Origin of the sequence: Parabacteroides sp. AF19-14 (assembly GCF_003635485.1) — a bacterium.
GTDB lineage: Bacteria > Bacteroidota > Bacteroidia > Bacteroidales > Tannerellaceae > Parabacteroides > Parabacteroides distasonis.
Map to the genome: position 1 here is coordinate 13,435 of NZ_QTMJ01000023.1, position 22,730 is coordinate 36,164.

19 protein-coding genes are annotated in these 22,730 nt (G+C 47.9%); 15 read left to right on the plus strand and 4 right to left on the minus strand.

Annotation, left to right across the window (positions count from 1 at the left end; genetic code table 11):
• Positions 1–48 precede the first annotated feature (48 nt).
• Together DWX33_RS18300 and ybaK are read left to right on the plus strand one after the other, a co-directional pair.
• The gene (locus DWX33_RS18300) at positions 49–2,175 is read left to right on the plus strand and encodes a Tex family protein (protein WP_122379098.1); all 2,127 of its coding nucleotides are present in this window, start codon (positions 49–51) and stop codon (positions 2,173–2,175) included.
• Positions 2,176–2,178: 3 nt separating this feature from the next.
• Positions 2,179–2,661, plus strand: coding sequence for a Cys-tRNA(Pro) deacylase (ybaK, locus tag DWX33_RS18305; RefSeq protein WP_005856380.1), 483 nt, complete (start codon positions 2,179–2,181; stop codon positions 2,659–2,661).
• A 124-nt stretch (positions 2,662–2,785) separates the two neighbouring features.
• On the opposite strand, the gene DWX33_RS18310 is transcribed toward ybaK, so the two are convergent.
• Entirely contained in the window at positions 2,786–3,190 is a 405-nt protein-coding gene (locus DWX33_RS18310; RefSeq protein WP_008771908.1) for a lipocalin-like domain-containing protein, read from the minus strand.
• A gap of 159 nt (positions 3,191–3,349) precedes the next feature.
• Between DWX33_RS18310 and DWX33_RS18315 the strand changes: the two genes are divergently transcribed.
• The 6 genes from DWX33_RS18315 to DWX33_RS18340 all read left to right on the plus strand — a co-directional run bounded on the left by DWX33_RS18315 (position 3,350) and on the right by DWX33_RS18340 (position 9,024).
• On the plus strand, positions 3,350–3,931 hold the full coding sequence (locus tag DWX33_RS18315; RefSeq protein ID WP_005856375.1) for an HdeD family acid-resistance protein: 582 nt from the start codon (positions 3,350–3,352) through the stop codon (positions 3,929–3,931).
• A 95-nt stretch (positions 3,932–4,026) separates the two neighbouring features.
• Positions 4,027–4,863, plus strand: a complete 837-nt coding sequence (locus tag DWX33_RS18320) for an AraC family transcriptional regulator (RefSeq protein ID WP_122380826.1) — start codon at positions 4,027–4,029, stop codon at positions 4,861–4,863.
• Between the two features lie 275 nt (positions 4,864–5,138).
• Positions 5,139–5,984, plus strand: coding sequence for a prephenate dehydratase (locus DWX33_RS18325; protein ID WP_122380827.1), 846 nt, complete (start codon positions 5,139–5,141; stop codon positions 5,982–5,984).
• Entirely contained in the window at positions 5,959–7,137 is a 1,179-nt protein-coding gene (locus DWX33_RS18330; protein ID WP_122380828.1) for a pyridoxal phosphate-dependent aminotransferase, read from the plus strand. The genes DWX33_RS18325 and DWX33_RS18330 overlap by 26 nt, the downstream gene beginning before the upstream one ends.
• A gap of 34 nt (positions 7,138–7,171) precedes the next feature.
• On the plus strand, positions 7,172–8,242 hold the full coding sequence (locus DWX33_RS18335; protein ID WP_005868246.1) for a bifunctional 3-deoxy-7-phosphoheptulonate synthase/chorismate mutase type II: 1,071 nt from the start codon (positions 7,172–7,174) through the stop codon (positions 8,240–8,242).
• Positions 8,243–8,250: 8 nt separating this feature from the next.
• Positions 8,251–9,024 (plus strand): prephenate dehydrogenase/arogenate dehydrogenase family protein, encoded by a 774-nt coding sequence (locus tag DWX33_RS18340; RefSeq protein ID WP_121962741.1) that lies wholly within the window; start codon positions 8,251–8,253, stop codon positions 9,022–9,024.
• A gap of 22 nt (positions 9,025–9,046) precedes the next feature.
• On the opposite strand, the gene DWX33_RS18345 is transcribed toward DWX33_RS18340, so the two are convergent.
• Together DWX33_RS18345 and DWX33_RS18350 are read right to left on the minus strand one after the other, a co-directional pair.
• Positions 9,047–10,426, minus strand: a complete 1,380-nt coding sequence (locus DWX33_RS18345) for an MATE family efflux transporter (protein ID WP_034527476.1) — start codon at positions 10,424–10,426, stop codon at positions 9,047–9,049.
• Positions 10,427–10,511: 85 nt separating this feature from the next.
• On the minus strand, positions 10,512–11,075 hold the full coding sequence (locus DWX33_RS18350; RefSeq protein ID WP_172618153.1) for a Crp/Fnr family transcriptional regulator: 564 nt from the start codon (positions 11,073–11,075) through the stop codon (positions 10,512–10,514).
• Positions 11,076–11,394: 319 nt separating this feature from the next.
• Between DWX33_RS18350 and DWX33_RS18355 the strand changes: the two genes are divergently transcribed.
• Positions 11,395–12,741, plus strand: a complete 1,347-nt coding sequence (locus DWX33_RS18355; protein WP_005856341.1) for an MATE family efflux transporter — start codon at positions 11,395–11,397, stop codon at positions 12,739–12,741.
• 5 nt (positions 12,742–12,746) lie between these two features.
• On the opposite strand, the gene DWX33_RS18360 is transcribed toward DWX33_RS18355, so the two are convergent.
• Positions 12,747–14,144 (minus strand): MFS transporter, encoded by a 1,398-nt coding sequence (locus DWX33_RS18360; RefSeq protein WP_005856339.1) that lies wholly within the window; start codon positions 14,142–14,144, stop codon positions 12,747–12,749.
• 86 nt (positions 14,145–14,230) lie between these two features.
• Here DWX33_RS18360 and DWX33_RS18365 point away from each other — a divergent pair, with 86 nt between their 5' ends.
• The 6 genes from DWX33_RS18365 to DWX33_RS18390 all read left to right on the plus strand — a co-directional run bounded on the left by DWX33_RS18365 (position 14,231) and on the right by DWX33_RS18390 (position 22,686).
• A complete protein-coding gene (locus tag DWX33_RS18365; protein ID WP_057327114.1) occupies positions 14,231–15,580 on the plus strand; it encodes a sigma-54 dependent transcriptional regulator in 1,350 nt (449 codons plus the stop codon).
• The gene (locus DWX33_RS18370) at positions 15,570–16,889 is read left to right on the plus strand and encodes a PAS domain-containing sensor histidine kinase (protein ID WP_122380829.1); all 1,320 of its coding nucleotides are present in this window, start codon (positions 15,570–15,572) and stop codon (positions 16,887–16,889) included. The genes DWX33_RS18365 and DWX33_RS18370 overlap by 11 nt, the downstream gene beginning before the upstream one ends.
• A 348-nt stretch (positions 16,890–17,237) precedes the next feature.
• Positions 17,238–18,491, plus strand: coding sequence for an Nramp family divalent metal transporter (locus DWX33_RS18375; RefSeq protein ID WP_008780456.1), 1,254 nt, complete (start codon positions 17,238–17,240; stop codon positions 18,489–18,491).
• A 52-nt stretch (positions 18,492–18,543) separates the two neighbouring features.
• The gene (locus DWX33_RS18380) at positions 18,544–20,283 is read left to right on the plus strand and encodes a glutamine--tRNA ligase/YqeY domain fusion protein (protein WP_122380830.1); all 1,740 of its coding nucleotides are present in this window, start codon (positions 18,544–18,546) and stop codon (positions 20,281–20,283) included.
• A gap of 10 nt (positions 20,284–20,293) precedes the next feature.
• Positions 20,294–21,751 carry a tetratricopeptide repeat protein gene (locus tag DWX33_RS18385; protein ID WP_008771897.1) on the plus strand — a complete coding sequence of 486 codons (1,458 nt, stop codon included), beginning with the start codon at positions 20,294–20,296 and terminating at the stop codon, positions 21,749–21,751.
• Positions 21,752–21,768: 17 nt separating this feature from the next.
• Positions 21,769–22,686 carry a DUF368 domain-containing protein gene (locus DWX33_RS18390; RefSeq protein WP_009276071.1) on the plus strand — a complete coding sequence of 306 codons (918 nt, stop codon included), beginning with the start codon at positions 21,769–21,771 and terminating at the stop codon, positions 22,684–22,686.
• The last annotated feature ends 44 nt before the right edge of the window (positions 22,687–22,730 follow it).

Below are 22,730 nucleotides of genomic sequence, written 5' to 3' on the forward strand. Positions count from 1 at the left end.
ATATAAGCAAAACCGTATATTTGTACTCCAATTCTAAGAAAACTAGATATGACAAACGTATTTCACACGCTTATAGCCCGTTTTCTACAAATTCCGGAAGGACAAGTGGAACGGACAATCGGGCTCTTGAACGAAGGCGCTACCATACCTTTTATAAGTCGTTACCGGAAAGAGGTGACCGGAGGATTAGACGAGGTGCAAATCGGTGCCATCAAAGATCAACTGGATAAACTGACGGAACTGCGCAAACGAAAGGAAACGATCCTCGCCACGATAGAAGAGCAAGAGAAACTTACTCCCGAGCTCCGGAAACGCATCGAGGAGTCTTGGGATAGCACCGAGATCGAGGATTTATATCTCCCTTACAAACCGAAACGGGTCACCAAGGCGGAGATCGCACGCCGGAAAGGACTGGAGCCCTTGGCTAAGATCGTTATGATGCAAAACGAGAATAACCTATCCGCACGTATCAAGAGCTTTATCAAGGGGGAAGTGAAAAACGCCGAAGAAGCCTTGCAAGGGGCACGGGACATTATCGCCGAATGGATCAACGAGAACGAATCGGCACGTAACACCGTACGTAACTCTTTCGCTCATACCGCCATGATCACATCCAAAGTGATCAAGGGGAAAGAAGAGGAAGGCGCCAAATACCGGGATTACTTTGATTTCAGCGAGCCTTTGAACCGGGCCAGTTCCCATCGCTTATTGGCTCTCCGACGGGGAGAGGCGGAAGGTATCCTTCGTGTAAGTATCTCTCCCGACGCAGAATCTTGTCTGGATCGCTTGAACCGGCGTTTCGTAAAAGGTCGTGGAGAGGTTTCCGAGCAAGTGGCTACAGCTGTCGACGATTCTTTCAAACGCTTGCTGAAGCCCTCTATCGAGACGGAGTTCTCCAACCAGAGCAAGGCGAAAGCCGATGAGGAGGCGATCCGGGTATTTGCCGAGAACCTCCGGCAATTGCTGCTCGCTCCTCCCTTGGGACAAAAACGGGTATTAGGCGTAGACCCCGGATACCGTACCGGATGTAAGTTGGTCTGTCTGGATGCGCAGGGGAATTTACTGCATAACGAGGCGATCTTCCCGCATCCGCCCCAGAACGAGAAGGGCAAAGCCGCCGCTAAGGTCGCCCAGTTAGTAGCCACTTACGCCATAGATGCCATTGCCATCGGTAATGGTACGGCCAGCCGTGAGACCGAGCAGTTCATCACGAATATACGATACGACCGCAAGGTACAAGTGTTCGTAGTCAGCGAAAACGGAGCCTCTATCTACTCCGCGTCCAAGATCGCTAGGGAGGAGTTTCCCGAATACGACGTCACGGTACGCGGAGCTGTCAGCATCGGTCGCCGGCTGATGGACCCTTTGGCCGAGTTGGTCAAGATCGACCCGAAGAGTATCGGTGTCGGCCAATACCAGCATGACGTAGAGCAAAACGCCTTGAAAAAGAGTCTGGATCAAACCGTAGAGAGTTGCGTGAATCTGGTGGGTGTAAACGTGAATACGGCGAGCAAGCATTTGCTGACTTACATCTCGGGATTAGGCCCCACGCTAGCGCAAAACATCGTGAATTACCGGGCGGAGCACGGACCCTTCACTTCCCGGAAAGAACTGATGAAAGTCCCCCGTATGGGAGAGAAGGCTTTCGAACAAAGCGCTGGATTTCTACGGATACCCGACGGAAAGAACCCGTTGGACAACTCGGCCGTACACCCCGAGAGCTACCCGATCGTCGAACGGATGGCCAAGGACCTAAAATGCTCGGTAGCCGACCTGATCACCGACAAAGCGCTTAAAAAGAAACTAAAACTAACGGACTACCTTACGGATAAGGTCGGGATGCCTACCTTGCTTGATATCATGGAGGAACTGGATAAACCGGGCCGTGATCCCCGCCAAACGATCCAAGTATTCGCGTTCGATCCTACGGTGAAAACGATCGAGGATTTGAAAGAAGGGCAAGTATTGCCCGGTATCGTGACCAACATCACCAACTTCGGTTGTTTCGTCGATGTAGGAATCAAGGAAAACGGGCTTGTCCATATCTCCGAGCTGGCGGATCGTTTCGTAAGCGATCCTACCCAAGTGGTCTCCATCCATCAGCATGTCAAGGTGAAGGTTCTAAGCGTAGACCTATCCAGAAAACGTGTTCAATTATCCATGAAAGGGATCTAAACGATGAAAGAGAAGATTAATAAGACAAACGTGGCGCGCCTGCTGGACAAGGCTAAGATCGCCTACCAGCTCGTGCCTTATGAAGTAGACGAGAATGATCTGAGCGCTACGCATGTAGCGGAGCAGCTAGGGGAAGATATCGCCCAAGTATTCAAGACCTTGATCTTACATGGCGATAAGAGCGGTTATTTCGTATGCGTGATCCCCGGAGCGGACGAGGTGGACTTGAAAAAGGCGGCCAAGGTATCTGGGAACAAGAAATGTGAGATGATCCCCGTGAAAGAGTTGTTACCGCTTACCGGTTATATCCGGGGAGGATGCTCGCCTATCGGCATGAAAAAGCATTTCCCTACATATATCCATCCTACGGCATCCGGCTTCGATAAGATCTATGTAAGCGCCGGACAACGAGGCTTGCAGATACAGATAGCCCCCGCCGATTTAATCAAGGTGGCACAAGCTATAGAAGCGGATTTGATCGCATGATCTAACACCGCGGAGAGTACTTCGTAAGAAGTACTCCAGTACTTCGCAAAGAGTATCGCAGTACTTCTTAGGGAGTACTGGAGTACTCCTTATGAGGGACTGAGATCAAACAGCACATGATATCTTAGAATTTCTTAAACGTATACGTTCTTCCTTCGCAGCTCATTACCAGATTCGTCACAGATGACTGCTCGATCGTGAAAGTTTGTTTAGGTGAGGTCCAATCCGTATAACGCATGAATTGTTCCAAAGGCGTACCTCCATAGTTGACCAACTCCAGATCCAGTCTCGTATCTCCCTCCAACGTCTTATAACCGAAATTCGTACGATATACGTCCTTTGCCGGGTCATATAATTGGTACTCGAACAAAGAGGTCTGGAAGTTATACCAAACCGTATCCACCGTCTGGACCACCCCATTCGCCTCTACGGTTTTCAATTGCCATTTCCCTTCCAGCTTATGTTCCACCTTATTACAAGACACCAACGCCACGACAAAACAAGTTATCGCTATCAAATTTTTCATCATAATCCTCGTACTTATATACCTATATTGATTTGAAACGTCAAAGAAAAGAATTAATTTCCAAAGGACAAAGTTTTTAAGGATATCCTAGCCACAAATACCCAGAACTTTTTCTTCCTTCCCTTTGTTAATTGGATAATTACAATACAAATATTATCCAATATGAAAACATTTATTGATAAAATGGATTATGCGGTCAAGAATTGGTGGTTGTCACTATTGGTCGGACTGCTTTACATCATCGTCGCTATTTATTTAATGTTCGCGCCATTGGCGAGCTACGTAGCGCTTAGTATCTTATTCAGCGTCTCTATGTTCGTAAGCGGCTTGTTCGAGATCGCTTTCGCCTTGGCGAACAAAAAGGGTATCAGCAGTTGGGGATGGTATTTGGCCGGAGGTATTATCGACTTGATCTTAGGTATATTCTTGATGGCAAGCCCGGGACTTAGCATGGAGGTGCTTCCGTTTGTCTTGGCATTCTGGCTTATGTTCAGAGGCTTCTCGGCTACCGGTTACTCGATGGACCTGAAACGATACGGTACACGGAACTGGGGTTGGTACATGGTCTTTGGTATCTTGGCTATCCTTTGCTCCATCGGTGTTATCTGGCAACCCGCCCTAGGGGCCTTCACGTTGGTTTACATGATCGCTTACGCCTTATTAATAATAGGTATATTCCGTGTCATGCTATCCTTCGAACTGAAAAGCTTGCATAAACGGAATAAGGAAGCACAAGCGGAATAAGTCTGATTCAAGGATTAATTGGTCTATTTTTAAATTAAGAAGTGAATCAACAGCACTTTTACTACTTTTGTGTTCGATCATTAATAAAATAACGGATGAACGCAAACTTACCACAATTAGATTTGCCCCGGGATTATGTCGTAGGAAACGACATTACCGAGGCAATCTTAAACTTTTACAAGCAGACTTGCCGGTTAAAAGCAGGTATTTTCGCTTTATGCGTTGAAGGAAATTTAAGGGCATCCATCAACTTGACAGAGTACACTTTGAAACCGAATGATTTCATCACCTTGATGCCGGGAAGCATTATTCAGTTCTGTGAGCAGAAAGAGAGTTTCCGCCTTTCCTTTATAGGATTCTCATCCGAGTTCATGGACTGCGTGAACATGATAAAGTCTACGATGAGCGCCTTACCTACTATCTACGAGAATCCGATCATATCACTGAGTGAGGACCGGGCGCACTTCATTAACGATTATTTCCATTTGCTAGAGCGGGTACAAGCGAAAGAGAAATCCATAAACAGGGAGATGGTGAAACATATCCTACTTACCATGATCCATGGGATCAGCGATTTGTATCAAGGGAAATCATGGCCTAACAAGATAACGACCCGTAGCGACGAGATCCACAAGAAATTCATCCAACTGGTGATGAAGAATTATACCTCAAAGCGGCAAACGGCTTTTTATGCCAGCCAACTAAGTATTTCTCCCCAGCACCTCTGCATGATCATCAAGCAAAAGACAGGACGTTCCGTATCCGATATCATAGCCGATATGATAATCATGGACGCAAAATCGCAATTGATGGCTACGGACTTGACTATCCAAGAGATATCTTACTCCTTGAACTTCCCGAATGTATCCTTTTTCGGTAAGTACTTTAAACGGTACGTAGGCGTATCTCCACAGAAGTTCAGAAACAGTTAAGATAAAATTTAAATGTAACAGAAAAAAAATATCACTTTTTGCTTGTAGTTTCCAAAAAAGCGTTACTTTTGCTGCGTATTTAAAAACAAACAGACAATGAATCGATTTAGCTTTACATATTACTTTTATTACTTTTACTTTAGCAGAGTAAAGGCAGGAGTTTGTATGTAAAGCGTTGATGATTGAATATAAATATCAATAAAATATAAAGTCCTGCCGGTTTCGGTGGGACTTTTTTTGTTTGTAACAGTTTAGAGTAAAAATAGAGAAACAAGATGAAAAAGAAAGTAGCAATACAGGGAATAGCCGGTTCGTATCACGACATCGCCGCCCGTAATTATCATGAAGGTGAAGAAATAGAAATCATCCCTTGCAATACGTTTCGGGATGTTATCACGACGATCAAGAAAGACCCGTCCGTACTAGGCATGATGGCCATCGAGAATACGATAGCGGGAAGCCTCCTTCAAAACCATGAGCTGATCCGTGAAAGCGGGCTGAGCGTCACCGGCGAGTATAAGCTACGTATCTCCCATTCCTTAGTAGCGCTTCCGGGAACCTCGATACACGAGGTAACAGAGGTCAACTCCCATCCGATAGCGTTGATGCAATGTACCGATTTCCTCGATACTCTGCCAAACGCCAAGGTAGTAGAGAAAGAGGATACCGCCATGAGTGCCCGGTGGATCTCGGAGAACCAACTGAAAGGACACGCGGCGATATGCGGGAAACTGGCTGCCCAGATCTACAAGATGGAAGTCCTTGCCGAGGGGATCGAGACTAACAAACGGAATTTCACCCGCTTCCTCGCTATAGCGGACCGCTGGACGGTGGATGAGATGCTTCGAGGAACCGATAAAAACAAATCCTCTCTCGTATTCGCTCTTCCCCACACCTCCGGCAGCCTTTCCAAAGTCCTCTCCGTTCTCTCTTTTTACGACATGAATCTTTCTAAAATACAGTCCTTGCCTATTATCGGGCGTGAATGGGAATACTTGTTCTACATCGATCTTACTTTCACGGATTTTACCCGTTACAAACAAGCGTTGGACGCTATCAGACCGTTAACAAAAGACTTAAAAATATTAGGCGAATATGCAGAAGGAAGACAAAGTGTGTAATATTACACCCGCTAACCGTGTAGGTAGCGTACAGGAATACTACTTCTCCAAGAAACTGAAGGAAGTAGCCGAGATGAACGCCGCAGGCAAGAACGTCATTAACCTTGGCGTAGGCAGCCCCGACCTTCCACCTTCGGAACAGACCATCGAGACGTTGTGTGAACATGCCCGCAGAGCGAACGAGCACGGTTATCAGCCGTACGTAGGCATACCGGAACTGCGTAAGGGATTCGCCGACTGGTACAAGACGTGGTACGACGTAGACTTGGACCCGAAAACAGAGATCCAACCGCTCATCGGCTCCAAAGAAGGTATCTTGCATATCTCGCTGGCATTCTTGAATCCGGGGGATGGCGTACTGGTTCCGAACCCGGGATATCCGACATATAGTTCCGTCAGCAAGCTGGTAGAGGCTCGTTTGATCCCTTACGAGTTGAAAGAGGAACTGGGATGGCAACCGGATTTCGAGGAACTGGAGAAAATGGATCTCTCCAACGTAAAGCTGATGTGGACCAATTACCCGAATATGCCCACAGGGGCGAACGCTAGCGTAGAGCTATACGAGAAGCTAGTGGCCTTCGGCCGGAAGCACGGTATTATTATATGTAATGATAACCCCTATAGCTTCATCTTGAACGAGCATCCGCTAAGTATCTTAAGCATACCGGGAGCCAAAGAGATCTGTATCGAGATGAACTCCATGAGTAAGGCTCATAATATGCCGGGTTGGCGTATGGCGATGCTGGCTTCCAACGCCCAATTCGTCCAATGGATACTGAAGGTAAAAAGCAATATCGACTCCGGGCAGTTCAAGCCGATGCAATATGCGGCGGTAGAGGCCCTAAGCGCAAAGAAAGAGTGGTACGACAACATGAACCGTGTCTATCGTAGCCGCCGGGACCTTGCCGGACAAATCATGCGTACCTTGGGATGCGAGTACGACGAGAACCAAGTAGGTATGTTCCTTTGGGGACGTATCCCCGACTCCGCCGAGAGCGGCGAGGCAATCGCCAACAAGGTGCTATACGAGGCAAACGTATTCCTTACGCCGGGATTTATCTTCGGTAGCCGTGGCGAGCGTTATATCCGTATCTCCCTTTGCTGCAAGAACGAGACTTTAGAAGAAGCCTTGAAGAGAATTGAGAATTTATAACTGAAAATTGAAAATTAAAATATAGATCACAAAGATGGAAATGAAGATTGAACCGTTAGCATTACCGGGAGTTGACACACAACGTCCTATCGTAATCGCAGGCCCTTGTAGCGCCGAGACAGAAGAGCAAGTGTTAGAAACAGCCCAAGGATTAGCCTCCAGAGGCGTTAAGATATTCCGTGCGGGTATTTGGAAGCCTCGTACGAAACCGGGTGGATTCGAGGGTATCGGAGCCGAGGGATTGGCTTGGTTGAAGAAAGTGAAAAAAGAGACCGGTATGCTGGTATCTACCGAGGTAGCGACTAAAGATCATGTATTCGAGGCATTGAAAGCCGGTATCGATATCCTTTGGATCGGAGCACGTACGACGGTAAACCCATTCGCTGTCCAAGAGATCGCCGACGCGTTAAAAGGGGTTGATGTACCTGTATTGATCAAGAACCCGGTTAACCCGGACTTGGAGTTGTGGATCGGAGCGTTCGAGCGTTTGTACGGAGCGGGCATTCATCGTTTGGGTGCTATCCATAGAGGTTTCAGCTCATACGACAAGAAGATCTACCGTAACCTTCCGTTGTGGCATATTCCTATCGAGCTTCGCCGCCGTATGCCGGACCTGCCTATTTTCTGTGATCCTAGTCACATTGGTGGTAAGCGTGAGTTGGTAGCCCCACTTTGCCAGCAAGCGATGGACTTGAGTTTCGACGGATTGATCGTAGAGTCTCATTGTAACCCGGATTGCGCATGGAGCGACGCTTCCCAGCAAATCACCCCGGATGTATTGGATTACGTATTGAACCTATTGGTGATCCGTGACGTAAACCAGACTACCGAGAACCTGACCGCTCTTCGCCGCCAGATCGATGGTATCGACGAGCAATTATTGGAGCTTTTGGCTAAACGTATGCGTATCTCCAAGGAGATCGGCGTTTATAAGAAAGAGCACAATATGCCGATCTTGCAGTCTCCCCGCTACAGCGAGATCTTAGAGAAACGCTCCAGCATGGGTGAACAAATGGACCTGAGCCCGGACTTTGTAAAGGAGATCTTGAAGGAGATCCATGAGGAATCCGTGCGCCAGCAAATGATTATCATGAACGAACAATAATTTATAAGATGAAAATATTGATTTTAGGCGCAGGAAAGATGGGTTCTTTCTTCACCGACCTGCTTAGTTTTGATCATGAGGTAGCCGTATTGGAGAAAGATCCGAAACGTATGCGTTTTATCTATAACGCCCTTCGCCTACAAAACCCGGAAGAGGTTAAGGATTTTAATCCCGAGTTGGTCATCAACTGCGTGACGTTAAGTTACACGATAGAGGCTTTCAAGGCCGTGATGCCTTACTTGCAACCGTATTGCATTATTTCCGATATCGCTTCCGTGAAGACTTATTTGAAGGAGTTTTATGAGACATGCGGTTTCCCGTATGTCTCCACTCACCCGATGTTCGGACCTACATTCGCTAATCTGGGACAACTGGAGAAAGAGAATACGATTATTATCTCCGAGGGCGATCATCTGGGCAAGATCTTCTTCAAGGATATTTATTCCAGCCTCCGCCTGCATATCTGCGAATACACGTTCGAGGAGCACGATAAAGTGGTAGCCTACTCACTAGGTATCCCTTTCGCCTCCACTATGGTATTTGCCGCTACGATGAAGCATCAGGATGCCCCGGGTACCACTTTCAAACGCCATATGAAAATCGCCCGCGGCCTTTTGTCCGAGGACGATTTTCTATTGACCGAGATCCTTTTCAACCCCCGTACCCCTCGCCAAATCGAGCGGATACAAGAGGAATTGCATATCTTGCAAGAAATCATCAAGGATAAGGATTCCGAGAAGATGAAAGAGTATCTGACGAAGATACGGAAGAATATCGAATAAGAAATTAAGAGGGTTGTGCTGATTAATTTTTCAGCACGGCCTCTTTTAAAAGTTCTCTCCTTACCAACATAAAGGAGATAAATAACGTACACAACTCCGCCACCGGTACATTATACCAAATACTTTGGATGCCGAATAAAGAAGGATAAACGATAATACCAAAGGTTACGAATACCAAGCTACGCAGCATAGAGATAACAACCGACAGCTTAGCGTTGCCGATAGCCGTGAAATAACTGGAGGCCAATATATTCAGCCCACTCATCAAGAAGGTGAAGCAATAAATCGTTATGCCGTAATTAGCGATCGCCAAAGCGTCCAAAGCCTCTCCTCCCTTAAAGAAAAAGGACGTGATCTGTTGCCCGAAAAAGAATAAGATGGCGAATAACGTTATACCTATCATAAAATTAACACGCCCTGCTAATCTCAGCACTTTCTCGATCCGGTCCAATCTTCCCGCCCCGAAATTATAACTGATAATCGGTATAATTCCATCGGATATCCCTAAAAATACCGTGGTGGCGATAAACAGGATATAGTTAATCGCCGTAAAGGCGGCGACTCCATCCTCTCCTAAATATCGCATCATCGTTATATTGAACAAAAAAATCGTGATTCCGGCAGATAGCTCGGATATTCCTTCCGAAGAGCCATTGTATAACGCATTCCAGACCAAAGGCCAACGGAAACGTCCTCTTTGTACCGCTACGACTTGCCCTCGCTGGAACATCCGGGGAATATTGAACAGCGCTCCCAAGGTAAAGGCCAAGCCTGTAGCCAATCCCGCCCCCTTAATCCCTAAACCCATTACCGGGATAAACAAAAGATCCAGACCGATATTAATCAACACCGTACTTCCCATTACGATCATGGCATAAAGCGGATGCCCCATCGCCTTAATCATATAATCTCCTAAGAACATCAATGATAATAAAGGGAAAAACGGGACAAGGGAACGAATATAGTCCACGGCTCCCGTAACCAATACGTCATTCGCACCTAACATACGGGCGATATCTCCGGCGAATATATAAATCAACCCGCTAATCAAAACGGATATTCCTCCAAGAAACAAGAACGAAGTAGTTATAGCGTTATTCGCCTCTTGCCGATCCGAACGTCCGAGGTTTATACCGATCAAGGTCTGACACCCTACTCCTATCACGATAGACAAAGCCGTCATCAAACTATAGCAAGGTAAGATCAGATTCACGCTGGCCAAAGCGTTCGCCCCGACAAACCGCCCTAATATCACACCATCGATCACCGACTGAATCCCGAGGAATAATAGGCCGGCTACTCCCGGTATCGTATATTTCAGAAATAGTCTTGAAATCTTTTGGGTTAGTAAACCACGCTCCAACTCTTGGCGATGGATCGCCTTTTCTCCACTCATTTTCATATTATCCACTTCACGTTTTTAACGACGCAAAGATATGGCTATTGAAAACAAGAAAAATTACCCTATGATAAATAATGACTTTTCCCTATTTTTTTACAGAAGCACGGATACGGCTCAATGACTGTGGGGTTATCTGTAAATAAGAGGCGATATGTTTCAAGGGTAGTTTCAAGATCAAGTCCGGACGGGTTTTCAGCAATGACTCATATTGTTCACGAGCTTCCATCCAGCTATCGTTTATAAAATAGTTCTCATATTCCCGAAGATAGTAATCTTGTATTTTCAATCCCCAATTGGCCAACTCAAGGGAGCTCCGGCATAGGTAATCCAATTTCGTTTTCGGTATTCTCAATAATGTCGTATTCTCCACCATTTGAACATTATAGGCGGAGATATCCCGATAAACAAAATTGATCACCTCGCTATCTGAGGCGAACCATAACGAGATATCTTTTCCCTCACGCTCCACGAAAGCCCGGACCAATCCGGTTTTCACGAACCAAACAAACGGATCTCTTTCTCCCTCCCGGATCGATAATTCTCCCTTAGCAAAAGAAACCTCTTTCATTTCTTCCAACAACTGCCTCACGATCTCATCTGATAAAGGAGACACCTGCCTTAATTGTTCTACGAATTGATCCATAATCATTCATTTATCTTATAACCGTAAAGATATAAAAAAAGTACGATCCCAAAAACAAAGGTAATTTTGAAGGTTTGCGGATTCCAGTGATTTTATGTAATTTTGCGCCGCTAAATCTAAGAAGAGGTATGAGCTGTAAATTCGAATATTATTTTTTTACGACTAAAAGCATCTTGTTCGTCCATTGGACTACGAGAGGTTCTACCGTATCCGCACCCTATTCCTTCTAATTTATCTTTACATTTTCATTTAGAACAACTCTATCGTATATCCGGTATATACGATCAAGGATTTTTACACCATCATTAATAACAGAACAATACATATGTACAATAGAATAGCGGGTTACAAACAATATTATAAATCCTTAGTAATGCTAGGGGTACCTATCATCATCGGACAATTGGGGGCTATCATCACCGGATTGGCAGACACCATCATGGTGGGACAGCACAGTACGGAGGAACTAGCGGCGGCATCGTTCGTCAATAATGTAATAAATGCGTTTATCATAATGGGAACTGGATTCTCCTATAATCTTACCCCGCTGATCGGACAGAATTTAGCGATGAATAAAAAGATCGTGATCGGAGGCTGGCTCAAAAACAGTCTGGTTGCCAATATGACTACCACCTTATTATTGATAGCCGTCTTACTGGGGATTTACCTAAACCTAGACTCTTTAGGCCAACCCGAAGAACTCTTGCCATTGATAAGACCTTATTTCGCAGTCTCATTAGTCTCGATCCTATTCGTAATGCTTTATAATTCATTCCGTCAATTCGTGGAAGGCATAGCCAACCCATCCATATCCATGTGGGTCCTATTGACAGGGAATCTGCTGAATATCATCGGCAACTATATCCTCATTTACGGAAAATGCGGAATGCCGGAACTCGGACTGCTCGGGGCAGGTATAAGCACCTTTATCTCGCGTATCATCATGCTATTGCTTTTCATCGCCGTATTCATGCTGCGAACCGACTATAAGCCTTACCGGAAAGGTTTCACCCATATTCGTATCAATAAGCAGAGTTGGAGAAGGCTGAATTCCATAGGCTGGCCGATCAGTCTACAACAAGGCTTGGAAGCGGGAACATTCTGCGTCACCGCCATCATGGTGGGTTGGCTGGGTAGCCTTGAGCTTGCCGCCCATCAAATAGCCATTACCATATCAACGATCAGTTTTACCATCTATTTAGGTCTTGGAGCCGCCGTAGCGATTCGTACCAGTTATTATAAAGGGGCGAACGACTGGTATATGGTGCGTAAGATCACCATTGCCGGGCTTCATCTAGGGCTTATTGTCGTTTGTATTGTCTGCACCACCTTATTCATGACCCAATCCTGGCTTGGATTAATATTTACGGATAATCTTCATGTCAACGCAATCGTGAAGACACTACTCCCCATATTGATGCTCTATCAAATAGGAGACAGCGCACAAATCATTTTAGCGAACTCCTTACGAGGGCTAGCCGACGTGAAAGCGATTATGTGGATCTCGTTTCTCGCTTATTTCATCATAGCCATACCTGCCGGATATCTATTGGGATTCACGTTCCATTGGGGTATCGCCGGGATTTGGATGGCTTACCCATTAGGCTTCTTATGCTCTGTATGCCTGCTGGGATACCGGGCGAAAATGCAGGTAAAATCGCATCTCGCCTAATCCGATCAAGCCTTACGATTGATCCGGGAGAAACTAATAACCGCCCCGATCAAGGCCAACACACTTCCCAGCCATAACGCCGCGGGCATGCTATGGCCGGGAAATAACTTAAACATCAAGGCTACCAGCGAAGCCCCGCAAGTTTGTCCCAGCAAACGGGCCGTACCCAACATGCCACTAGCCCCTCCACTCCTACTTTCCGGAGCGGCCCCGATCATGAGGCTATTGTTAGGAGTCTGGAACAACCCGAAGCCACAACCGCAAAGCGCCATGCGCCAGATAATATCCAGATCGGAAGGATGCGCCGGTAATTCCGCCAACGAGAACAACCCTCCCGAGAAGATAATCAACCCGATACCACTCAAGACCCCGGCATTCATTTTCTCCGACAAGATCCCGGCCAAAGGGGCGCACACCATTGTCGCCAAAGGCCAAGGAGTCAATAATAAGCCGGTCGCCACCTCATCGCGTCCCAGTACCCGCTGCAAGAAAAACGGGAAAGAGACCATAGCCAGCATCTGAGCGATGAAAGAAAACACAGACGTAATGATAGAAAGGGTAAAAAGAGGAATACGCAGCAAGTCTATCGGCAATAATGGATAGGCCTGCCGTTCCTCTCTCCGGATATAGAAATACCCACAGAACAATACGATAACAATCGCCGCTATTATCAATGAGATATGTACATCATGCGTGAACGCCTCGATAATCGCTATCACCAAACCGAATGTCAGCGCGTTCATGAGTGCCGCCGTAACATCAAACTTACGTCCGACAGCCTTCACCGGATTTTGCGGCAAGAACTTAAAGCTCAATATCAAAGCGGTAATACCTATCGGGATATTTATAGCGAACAACCAAGGCCAGTTCCCCACGGACAATATACCGGCGGCTATCGTAGGACCAGCGGCGGCCGATACGGATACCACCAAGGCATTAATCCCCATACCTCGCCCCAGAAAACGTTTGGGATAAATAATACGGATCAAGGCCGTATTCACGCTCGCTATGGCAGCGGCGCCAAAACCTTGTAGCGTACGGGCGATAATCAGCGTAAACAAGGAATCGGATAAAGCGCAGGCCAAAGAGGTACAGCTAAATAACAGCAACCCGATCGTATACACCTTCCGATACCCCCAGATCTCTCCCATCGACGATAACGACAGCAAAGAAATCGTGATCGCCAACTGATAAGCGTTCACCACCCATATAGAAGCAGACGGACTCGTATGGAGATCGCCGGCAATCGTAGGTAAAGCCACGTTTGCGATCGCCCCATCCAACACCGACACGGTAACACCAAGCCCAATCGCTAGGATCGCCCAATAACGGCTAGGGATTGGCAAGCCATCCGGGATATTCCCTCCCGTCTGACCATTTATATTCGTTATTTCTTTATCCATACGGTATATGAAACAGAAATAGGGTGTATCTGGTTTAGGAAGTATCGACCAGATCGAGTATCTTTGCCCGTATAAATGGACATGACATGGCAAAACAAGGCACTATACTAGTTGTGGATGATAATAAAGGTATCCTGACCGCCGTACAAATGCTGTTAGGAACTTGCTTCGAGAAGGTTATCACCATCTCTACCCCGAACAAGATAAAAAACACGCTGCACGACGAGAACGTGGATGTCGTATTGCTCGACATGAATTTCAGCGCCGGTATAAACAGCGGCAACGAGGGGCTGTTCTGGCTCTCCGAGATCAAGAAGGCTTATCCCTCGATACAAGTCGTTCTCTTTACCGCCTACGCCGACATCGATCTGGCGGTACGAGGAATCAAGGAAGGAGCCACCGATTTCGTGGTAAAGCCTTGGGACAACGCTAAATTATTGGAAACCTTGCAAGCCGCTTACCAAATCCGCTCGGCCAATCATAAAGGCGGTGTCGGCAACAAGCAGTTGGTATCCAAGGAAAGCGGTATGTTCTGGGGAGACAGCAACGCCATGCAGCAACTACGGATGCTGATAGAGAAAGTAGCCAAGACAGACGCCAATCTATTAATCACGGGAGAGAACGGAACCGGTAAGGAAATGCTGGCCCGGGAAATACACCTGCTATCCCCCCGCAAGGATGAGGCCATGGTACCGGTGGATATGGGCGCTATCACGGAGACGCTGTTCGAGAGCGAGCTATTCGGACACGTAAAAGGGGCCTTCACCGACGCCCGGACGGATCGCCCCGGTAAGTTCGAGGTAGCGAACAACGGAAGCTTGTTCCTCGATGAGATCGGGAACCTATCTTATCATTTGCAAGCCAAATTATTGACCGCCTTGCAACGCCGGAGCATCGTACGGGTAGGTAGCAATACCCCGATCCCCATCAATATCCGCCTGATCTGCGCCACGAACCGGGACTTGCAGGAGATGGTACAGAAAGAGCAATTCCGCGAGGACTTGCTGTATCGTATCAATACGATACACGTAGAGATCCCGCCCTTGAGGGAACGGCCGGAGGATATCGTACCGCTTACCGAGATATTCATCACGAAATATACCAATATCTACGGTAAAAAGCCCATGGCCCTCACCGACGACGCCAAGGAAAAGCTGAAAGCCCAACCTTGGCTGGGTAATATCCGCGAACTGGAACATACCGTGGAGAAAGCGATTATCATCGCCGATGGTGATACTTTAGATGGCAGCAATTTCGATTTCCCCCGTAAGCGGGAGGTGCCCGTCAAGAATGACATCACTACGCTCGAGGAAATGGAGTATACTATGATCAAGGCCGCCATGGATAAATTCGGCGGTAATCTCTCGCTCGTGGCTAACCAGTTGGGTATCTCACGGCAAACGCTTTATAATAAGATCAAGCGGTATGAACTTTAAAGGCATTTATTACAGCCTCACCTTCCGCCTCGCCCTCGCTATCGGGCTGACGGCGGCACTCACCTACCAGGCCTTGGAGAAAGAATGGGGATGGTTTCTGTTCTTAGGCATCGGATGGATGGCTGCCTTGCGGGGCATCAGCCTTTTGTTCAAGCGGAACGCACAAAAGGTAGCCTTCATGTTCGACGCGATCGACAATAGCGATTACGCCTTCAAATACGCTACCCGGGGGCGTTCCTCCAACGACAAGCTGGTTAGCGAGTCCTTAAACCGCATCACCCAGATACTTTTTCAAGCGAAAGCCGAGGCGATCCAGAAAGAGAAATATTACGAGTTGATCATGAACCAAGTGAATACGGGTATCATCGTAGAAGATGATAAGGGCAATATTTTCCAGACCAACAACGAGGCCTTGCGACTGCTGGGATTGACGGTCTTTACCCATGCCCGCCAGCTCGGACGCATCGACGAGAATCTAGAGCGCCTCATCAGCGACGTTCGTCCCGGCGAGAAACATCAGATCTCTTTTATCAACGAGCGTGGCACGGTACATCTCTCGGTCCGTGTCTCCGAGATGACGCTCCAAGAGAAACACGTCCGCATCATCGCGATCAATGATATCAACAGCGAGCTGGACGATAAGGAGATCGAGTCATGGATACGGCTGACACGGGTCTTGACCCATGAGATCATGAACTCCGTCACCCCTATCACCTCCTTGAGCGACACCTTGCTTTCCCTCCATCAGAATATTGACGAGGAGATACGAGGCGGTTTGGAGGTAATCAGCTCTACCGGGAAGAGCTTGATCGCGTTCGTCGAGTCGTACCGTAAGTTTACGCATATACCGACTCCTCAGCCCTCTTTATTCTACGTCAATAAGTTCGCCGAACGGCTCACGCGGTTGGCCCGTCATCACAATAACTACCCGAACATAACCATTCGTATCGACGTGGAACCGGAGGACTTGATCGTCTACGCCGACGAGAACCTGATCACGCAAGTAGTCTTGAACCTCTTGAAGAACGCCATGCAAGCGATCGGGCACGAGCAAGAAAACGGGCTTATCTTGTTCAAGGCGTATTGCGACCCCAACGAGGCCGTTATCCTAGAAGTGACGAACAACGGCCCTATCATCCCCCCCGAGGAAGCCGAGCATATATTCGTGCCGTTCTTCACCACGAAAGAAGGCGGAAGCGGTATCGGGCTGTCCATCTCACGGCAGATCATGCGCTTGTCCGGCGGCAGCATCGCATTGAGAAGCAACCCGGCCCAGCGGCAGACCACCTTCGTGTTGACATTCCCGTAGCTCGTTTACCGTATCCGCATAAACGCGGACACGCGGCCGGGCGGATACGCGGACACACAAGCCCGGATACACGGGCGCGACCGTACGGGTACGACCGCATATCCGTACAGCTGCCCATCCGTATCCGAGTAGCTACATCTTTGTATCCGGGCAGCTACATCTTTGTATCCGAGTAGCTACATCTTTGCAGCCGTACGGATACGGACGGACAGCCGGGCAGCTACAAGAGGACAGCCGTACGGATACCCGCCATCGGCCGTCCGAACGTATTTCCGGCCACCGTTGGGTAACAACAAAACTATTCGTATCTTTACGCTGTTTTTTAAATTTAAAAGTATCCATACAAACATGAACTTACTAGACAAACTGAAGATCAACCACCGCCCCCGCTCCGGGGCATTGGATTTGCTAAAATATATCGGCCCCGGATTACTTGTCACCGTAGGCTTTATCGATCCCGGGAACTGGGCGACGAATCTCGCCGCAGGCTCCGAGTTCGGCTACGCCCTCCTGTGGGTCGTCACCTTCTCGTCCGTCATGCTGATCATTATCCAGCACAACGTGGCCCACCTCGGTATCGTGACCGGCCTCTGCCTCTCGGAGGCGACCAACAAATACATGCCCCGCGTGCTAAGCCGCCCGATCCTAGGATCGGCCATGCTCGCCAGCGTATCCACCTCCCTCGCCGAGATACTCGGTGGAGCCATCGCCCTCCGGATGTTGTTCGGTATGCCGATCAAGGCGGGAGCGGTGATCGTCACCATCGTATGCCTCGCCATGCTATTCAGTAATACATATAGTAAGACCGAACGCTGGATCATCACGTTCGTGTCCATTATCGGGCTCTCGTTCCTATACGAGCTGGCGTTGGTCGACGTAGACTGGGGGCAGGCCGTGGTAGGCTGGGTGAAACCCACCTTCCCCGAGAACTCCATGCTGATCATCATGAGCGTACTGGGAGCCGTCGTGATGCCTCACAACCTGTTCCTGCACTCGGAGGTGATACAGAGCCGGGAATGGAACCTAGAAGACGAGTCGGTCATCAAGAAACAACTGAAGTACGAGTTCTACGACACGCTCCTGTCCATGGTGATCGGCTGGGCGATCAACTCGGCGATGATCATCTTGGCCGCCTCTACCTTCTTCAAGCAAAACATCGCCGTAGACGAGCTGGACCAAGCGCAACAGTTATTGGTACCCCTCGTAGGAAATAACGCCGGGGTGATTTTCGCCGCCGCCCTATTACTGGCAGGTATCTCCTCGACCATCACATCCGGTATCGCCGGGGCTTCCATCTTCGCCGGATTCTATGGCGAGGCGTACAATCATACCGACCTCCACTCCAAGCTGGGAGTCCTGCTATCGTTCGTCCCCGCCTTGGCCATCATATTCCTGATCGGCGATCCGTTCAAGGGATTGATCCTGTCGCAGATGTTGTTGAGCGTGCAATTGCCGATCACGGTCTTCACGCAAGTGTACCTCACTTCCAGCAAGAAGGTCATGGGTGTCTACGCGAACAGCCGCTCTACGACCATCATCCTCTTGCTGTTGGGAACGATGGTAACCGTCCTAAATATAGCCCTGCTCATCAGCCTATTTTAAAAAGAAATCGCTACCTTTGCCCCATTCGAAGAAAAACTATCAATTTTTAAGTATGAGCGATATCAATACAAACGAAGAAGAAGGCAAGAAGAACCTGAATTTCATTGAGGCAGCCGTAGAGAAAGATTTAGCGGAAGGCAAGAACGGAGGACGTGTACAAACCCGTTTCCCGCCCGAGCCCAACGGATACCTTCACATCGGCCACGCGAAGGCCATTTGCCTAGATTTCGGCATCGCTGAACGCCATGGCGGTATCTGCAACCTCCGTTTCGACGACACGAACCCGACGAAGGAGGATGAGGAATACGTGGAGGCGATCAAGGAGGATATCCAATGGCTGGGATATCAGTGGGGAAATATTTATTACGCGTCCGACTACTTCCAGCAATTGTGGGATTTCGCGATCCGCCTCATTGAGGAAGGTAAAGCATATATTGACGAGCAGACATCCGAACAAATAGCCCAGCAAAAGGGCACGCCTACACAACCGGGCATCGAGAGCCCGTATCGCAACCGTCCGATCGAGGAAAGCCTAGCTCTCTTCAAGAAGATGAACACGGGTGAGATAGCGGAAGGTGCCATGGTACTTCGCGCGAAGATCGACATGGCAAACCCGAACATGCACTTCCGCGATCCGATCATCTATCGGGTGGTTAACCATCCGCACCATCGTACGGGCACGACGTGGAAAGCGTATCCGATGTACGACTTCGCCCACGGACAGAGCGATTTCTTCGAGGGCGTGACGCATTCCTTGTGTACCTTGGAGTTTGTCGTACACCGTCCTCTGTATGATTTGTTTATCGATTGGCTAAAGGAAGGCGAGGACTTGAACGACAACCGCCCCCGACAGACTGAGTTCAACAAATTGAACCTAAGCTACACGCTGATGAGCAAGCGTAACCTGCTTACATTGGTAAAAGAGAACTTGGTAAACGGCTGGGATGATCCCCGTATGCCGACCATCTGCGGTTTCCGCCGCCGGGGTTACTCTCCGGAGTCTATCCGTAAGTTCATCGACAAGATCGGTTATACGACTTACGACGCCCTGAACGAGTTCGCCTTGCTGGAAAGCGCCGTACGCGAGGATCTGAATGCCCGCGCCATCCGTGTATCCGCCGTGATCAATCCGGTGAAACTGATTATCACCAACTATCCGGAAGGACAGGTCGAGGAGCTGGAAGCGATCAACAACCCGGAAGATCCGGAAGCCGGCAGCCATACGATCGAGTTCAGCCGTGAGTTGTGGATGGAACGTGAGGACTTCATGGAAGACGCTCCCAAGAAATATTTCCGGATGACACCGGGACAGGAAGTTCGTCTGAAGAACGCCTATATCGTAAAATGTACGGGCTGTAAGAAAGACGAGAACGGTGAGATTACCGAGGTATATTGCGAATACGATCCGAATACCCGCAGCGGTATGCCGGACGCTAACCGTAAAGTAAAAGGTACCTTGCACTGGGTAAGCCGCGCCCATTGCCAAAAAGCGGAAGTACGCTTATACGACCGCCTTTGGAAGGTGGAGAACCCTAGAGACGAATTGGCCGCTATCCGGGAGGAGAAGAATTGCTCCCCGCTAGAGGCGATGAAGGAAATCATCAACCCGAACTCCTTGGAGATCCGGAAAAACTGTTACGTAGAGAAGTTCGTGGCGACCTTGCCCAAGCTTTCCTACCTTCAATTCCAGCGTATCGGCTATTTCAACATAGATAGCGAATCCACCCCCGACAACTTGGTATTCAACCGTACCGTAGGGCTAAAGGACACGTGGAGCAAGATTAATAAATAAAGAATAGTAAATGAAAAAAGACGATATCTCACGCTTGTTACAACATTATCTTTCAGCGAAGGAAGAGGGTAAGGAGCCTTATTTCGACGCTGATCAAATCGATGAAATGTTGGACAGCTTTGAAGATTCGAACGATTATACTTACTTTGATGAAGTCTTAGCCCTCGGGCTAAAGCTTCATCCCGGTAATTCCGCCTTGCAAATCAAGAAAGGCAGGCAATTCGCGTATAACGAGGATTATGAGAGCGCTCTCGCTCTGCTCGAGAATATAGCGGAGACTGATAACCAAGATCTGGATATGTTAAAAATGGAATGCTATTGCTCGCTCAACCAATATCCCAAGGTTCTGGAGATCACGGAAGAGTTGATCACTAGGGATTGTGACTATTTGGAGGAAGTCTTCGAGTACATCTCCCCCATCCTGAATGATTTAGACATGAACAAAGAGGCCCGCGATTTCGTGGACCGTGGCTTGGCTTTATTTCCGGATAACTTGATCCTTAAGAATGAGCTTTGCTACATCCTCGAGACGGAAGGAGACGTTCCCCGGGCGATCGAGTTATGTAATGAGCTAATCGATAAGAATCCTTTCTCATACGAGTATTGGTTTACGTTGGGAAGGCTACATTCCATGGTTGGCGATTACGAGAAAGCGATCGAGGCTTTCGACTTCGCCTTGACGTGTGATGATTCCGATACGGAACTGAAAATATTGAAAGCGTACTGCCTGTATATGAACGAGAGCTATGAGAAGGCGATCGAGGAATATCAAGAAATCGAGGGTGATGAGGAGGTGATGCGCCGTATCTCTCCACTCATGGCGGAATGTTATATGAAGCTGGAGCAATATGAGAAGGCTTACCAACTGCTTTCCACGATCATAAACGATCCGGATATGGAGGATGGGCCGACCAATTATATCAATTATATCCGTTGTTGTACCGAGACTGAGCGCGACAACGAGGCTTCCATCATGTTATTCAAGGCGGCGCAATTGTATCCGAACAATGTCCGTCTCCTTTCTCTTTTAGCGCTTTGCTTGCTTGATAGCGGGAAAAAGGAGGAGGCTATCGCTATTACGAATAAGATATTCAAGATCATCGATAAGAAAAGTATCAATCCGGAAACTCAAGAAGAATGCAACAGCCTGCTTCATGCCGGACAATATTTGCTTTCTAAGGGAGATGTAGATAAGGCGATCTCTTATTACAAGAAAGTCCTTCAAATCAACCCGAAGACTCCAATGATTCACATCCATTTGGCTATGGCTTATCTGGATAACCGTGATATGGAAAATTTCATGGAGCATATCGGCCAAATATCCGGAGATGATCTTCTTTATTTGCTTCGTAAAGTGGGACCAGAAGTATTCGCGGACTTTACCATCGATTCCGATAAAGAGAAGAAACATATCCAACCCGAGGATCTGGTAAAAGAGTTTTTAAAGAATAAAGATAACAGTAATTAGACAATTAATAATGTAATATGCCTAACAAACGAAATCTCAAGGACTACGGTTTCTTAGTATTAAAAGGTATGGGTATGGGAGCGGCGGATGTCGTTCCCGGCGTGTCGGGAGGAACGATCGCCTTTATCGTAGGTATCTACGAGGAACTGATCGACTCTATCAAAAGTATTAACGGGACGACATTGAAACAATTATTCACGGGGAAAATAGCGGCCTTCTGGAAAGGGATCAACGCTAATTTCTTGCTTTCTATCGTGGGTGGTATTGGTATTAGTATATTCTCGCTGGCGAAGATCATTACGTATCTCTTGGTGTATCATCCGATCTTGGTATGGTCTTTTTTCTTTGGTTTGGTGCTGGCCTCTACTTGGTTCGTCTCTAAGGATATCAAGCAATGGAACTGGAAGACGATCTTGAGTTTTGTTGTCGGGGCAGTGATCGCTTTTTATATCACCGTGGCGACTCCCGCCGAGACTCCGAGTAATTTACTCTTTATCTTCCTCTGTGGGGCTATCGCTATTTGCGCCATGATCTTGCCGGGTATCTCGGGTAGCTTTATCTTAGTGTTGCTCGGAAAATACTTCTATATCATGGAGGCGGTCAAGACGTTTAACGTTCCCGTTATGTTGGTGTTTATAGCGGGTGCGGCTATTGGTATCACGACGTTCTCCCGCGTGTTGTCATTCGCCCTTCGTAAATTCCATGATATAACGATCGCCGTATTGGCCGGATTCATGTTGGGTTCGCTTAACAAGGTATGGCCTTGGAAAGAAACGATCGAGACCTATGTGGATAGCCATGGCATGACCAAGCCGTTGGTCGAGGCGAATATCGCTCCGAATCAGTTTGTTTGGGAGGCCGTCGGATTGATGATCTTAGGTTTTGGGATCGTATATTTCCTAGAAAAGCTCTCACAAAAAAGCACTAAGGCGTAACCCAATATTACAATGGGCATTATAAGGTGATTAGAATGCCCATT

Bases quoted from the DNA above. Each gene is read 5' to 3' on its own strand.
- DWX33_RS18360 (WP_005856339.1), bottom strand. From the start codon at position 14,144: ATGGATAAAGAAATAACGAATATAAATGGTCAGACGGGAGGGAATATC.
- DWX33_RS18300 (WP_122379098.1), top strand. From the start codon at position 49: ATGACAAACGTATTTCACACGCTTATAGCCCGTTTTCTACAAATTCCG.
- DWX33_RS18390 (WP_009276071.1), top strand. From the start codon at position 21,769: ATGCCTAACAAACGAAATCTCAAGGACTACGGTTTCTTAGTATTAAAA.
- DWX33_RS18320 (WP_122380826.1), top strand. From the start codon at position 4,027: ATGAACGCAAACTTACCACAATTAGATTTGCCCCGGGATTATGTCGTA.
- DWX33_RS18385 (WP_008771897.1), top strand. From the start codon at position 20,294: ATGAAAAAAGACGATATCTCACGCTTGTTACAACATTATCTTTCAGCG.
- DWX33_RS18335 (WP_005868246.1), top strand. From the start codon at position 7,172: ATGGAAATGAAGATTGAACCGTTAGCATTACCGGGAGTTGACACACAA.
- DWX33_RS18340 (WP_121962741.1), top strand. From the start codon at position 8,251: ATGAAAATATTGATTTTAGGCGCAGGAAAGATGGGTTCTTTCTTCACC.
- DWX33_RS18380 (WP_122380830.1), top strand. From the start codon at position 18,544: ATGAGCGATATCAATACAAACGAAGAAGAAGGCAAGAAGAACCTGAAT.
- DWX33_RS18375 (WP_008780456.1), top strand. From the start codon at position 17,238: ATGAACTTACTAGACAAACTGAAGATCAACCACCGCCCCCGCTCCGGG.
- DWX33_RS18345 (WP_034527476.1), bottom strand. From the start codon at position 10,426: ATGAAAATGAGTGGAGAAAAGGCGATCCATCGCCAAGAGTTGGAGCGT.
- DWX33_RS18365 (WP_057327114.1), top strand. From the start codon at position 14,231: ATGGCAAAACAAGGCACTATACTAGTTGTGGATGATAATAAAGGTATC.
- DWX33_RS18315 (WP_005856375.1), top strand. From the start codon at position 3,350: ATGAAAACATTTATTGATAAAATGGATTATGCGGTCAAGAATTGGTGG.
- DWX33_RS18370 (WP_122380829.1), top strand. From the start codon at position 15,570: ATGAACTTTAAAGGCATTTATTACAGCCTCACCTTCCGCCTCGCCCTC.
- ybaK (WP_005856380.1), top strand. From the start codon at position 2,179: ATGAAAGAGAAGATTAATAAGACAAACGTGGCGCGCCTGCTGGACAAG.
- DWX33_RS18310 (WP_008771908.1), bottom strand. From the start codon at position 3,190: ATGATGAAAAATTTGATAGCGATAACTTGTTTTGTCGTGGCGTTGGTG.
- DWX33_RS18355 (WP_005856341.1), top strand. From the start codon at position 11,395: ATGTACAATAGAATAGCGGGTTACAAACAATATTATAAATCCTTAGTA.
- DWX33_RS18350 (WP_172618153.1), bottom strand. From the start codon at position 11,075: ATGATTATGGATCAATTCGTAGAACAATTAAGGCAGGTGTCTCCTTTA.
- DWX33_RS18325 (WP_122380827.1), top strand. From the start codon at position 5,139: ATGAAAAAGAAAGTAGCAATACAGGGAATAGCCGGTTCGTATCACGAC.
- DWX33_RS18330 (WP_122380828.1), top strand. From the start codon at position 5,959: ATGCAGAAGGAAGACAAAGTGTGTAATATTACACCCGCTAACCGTGTA.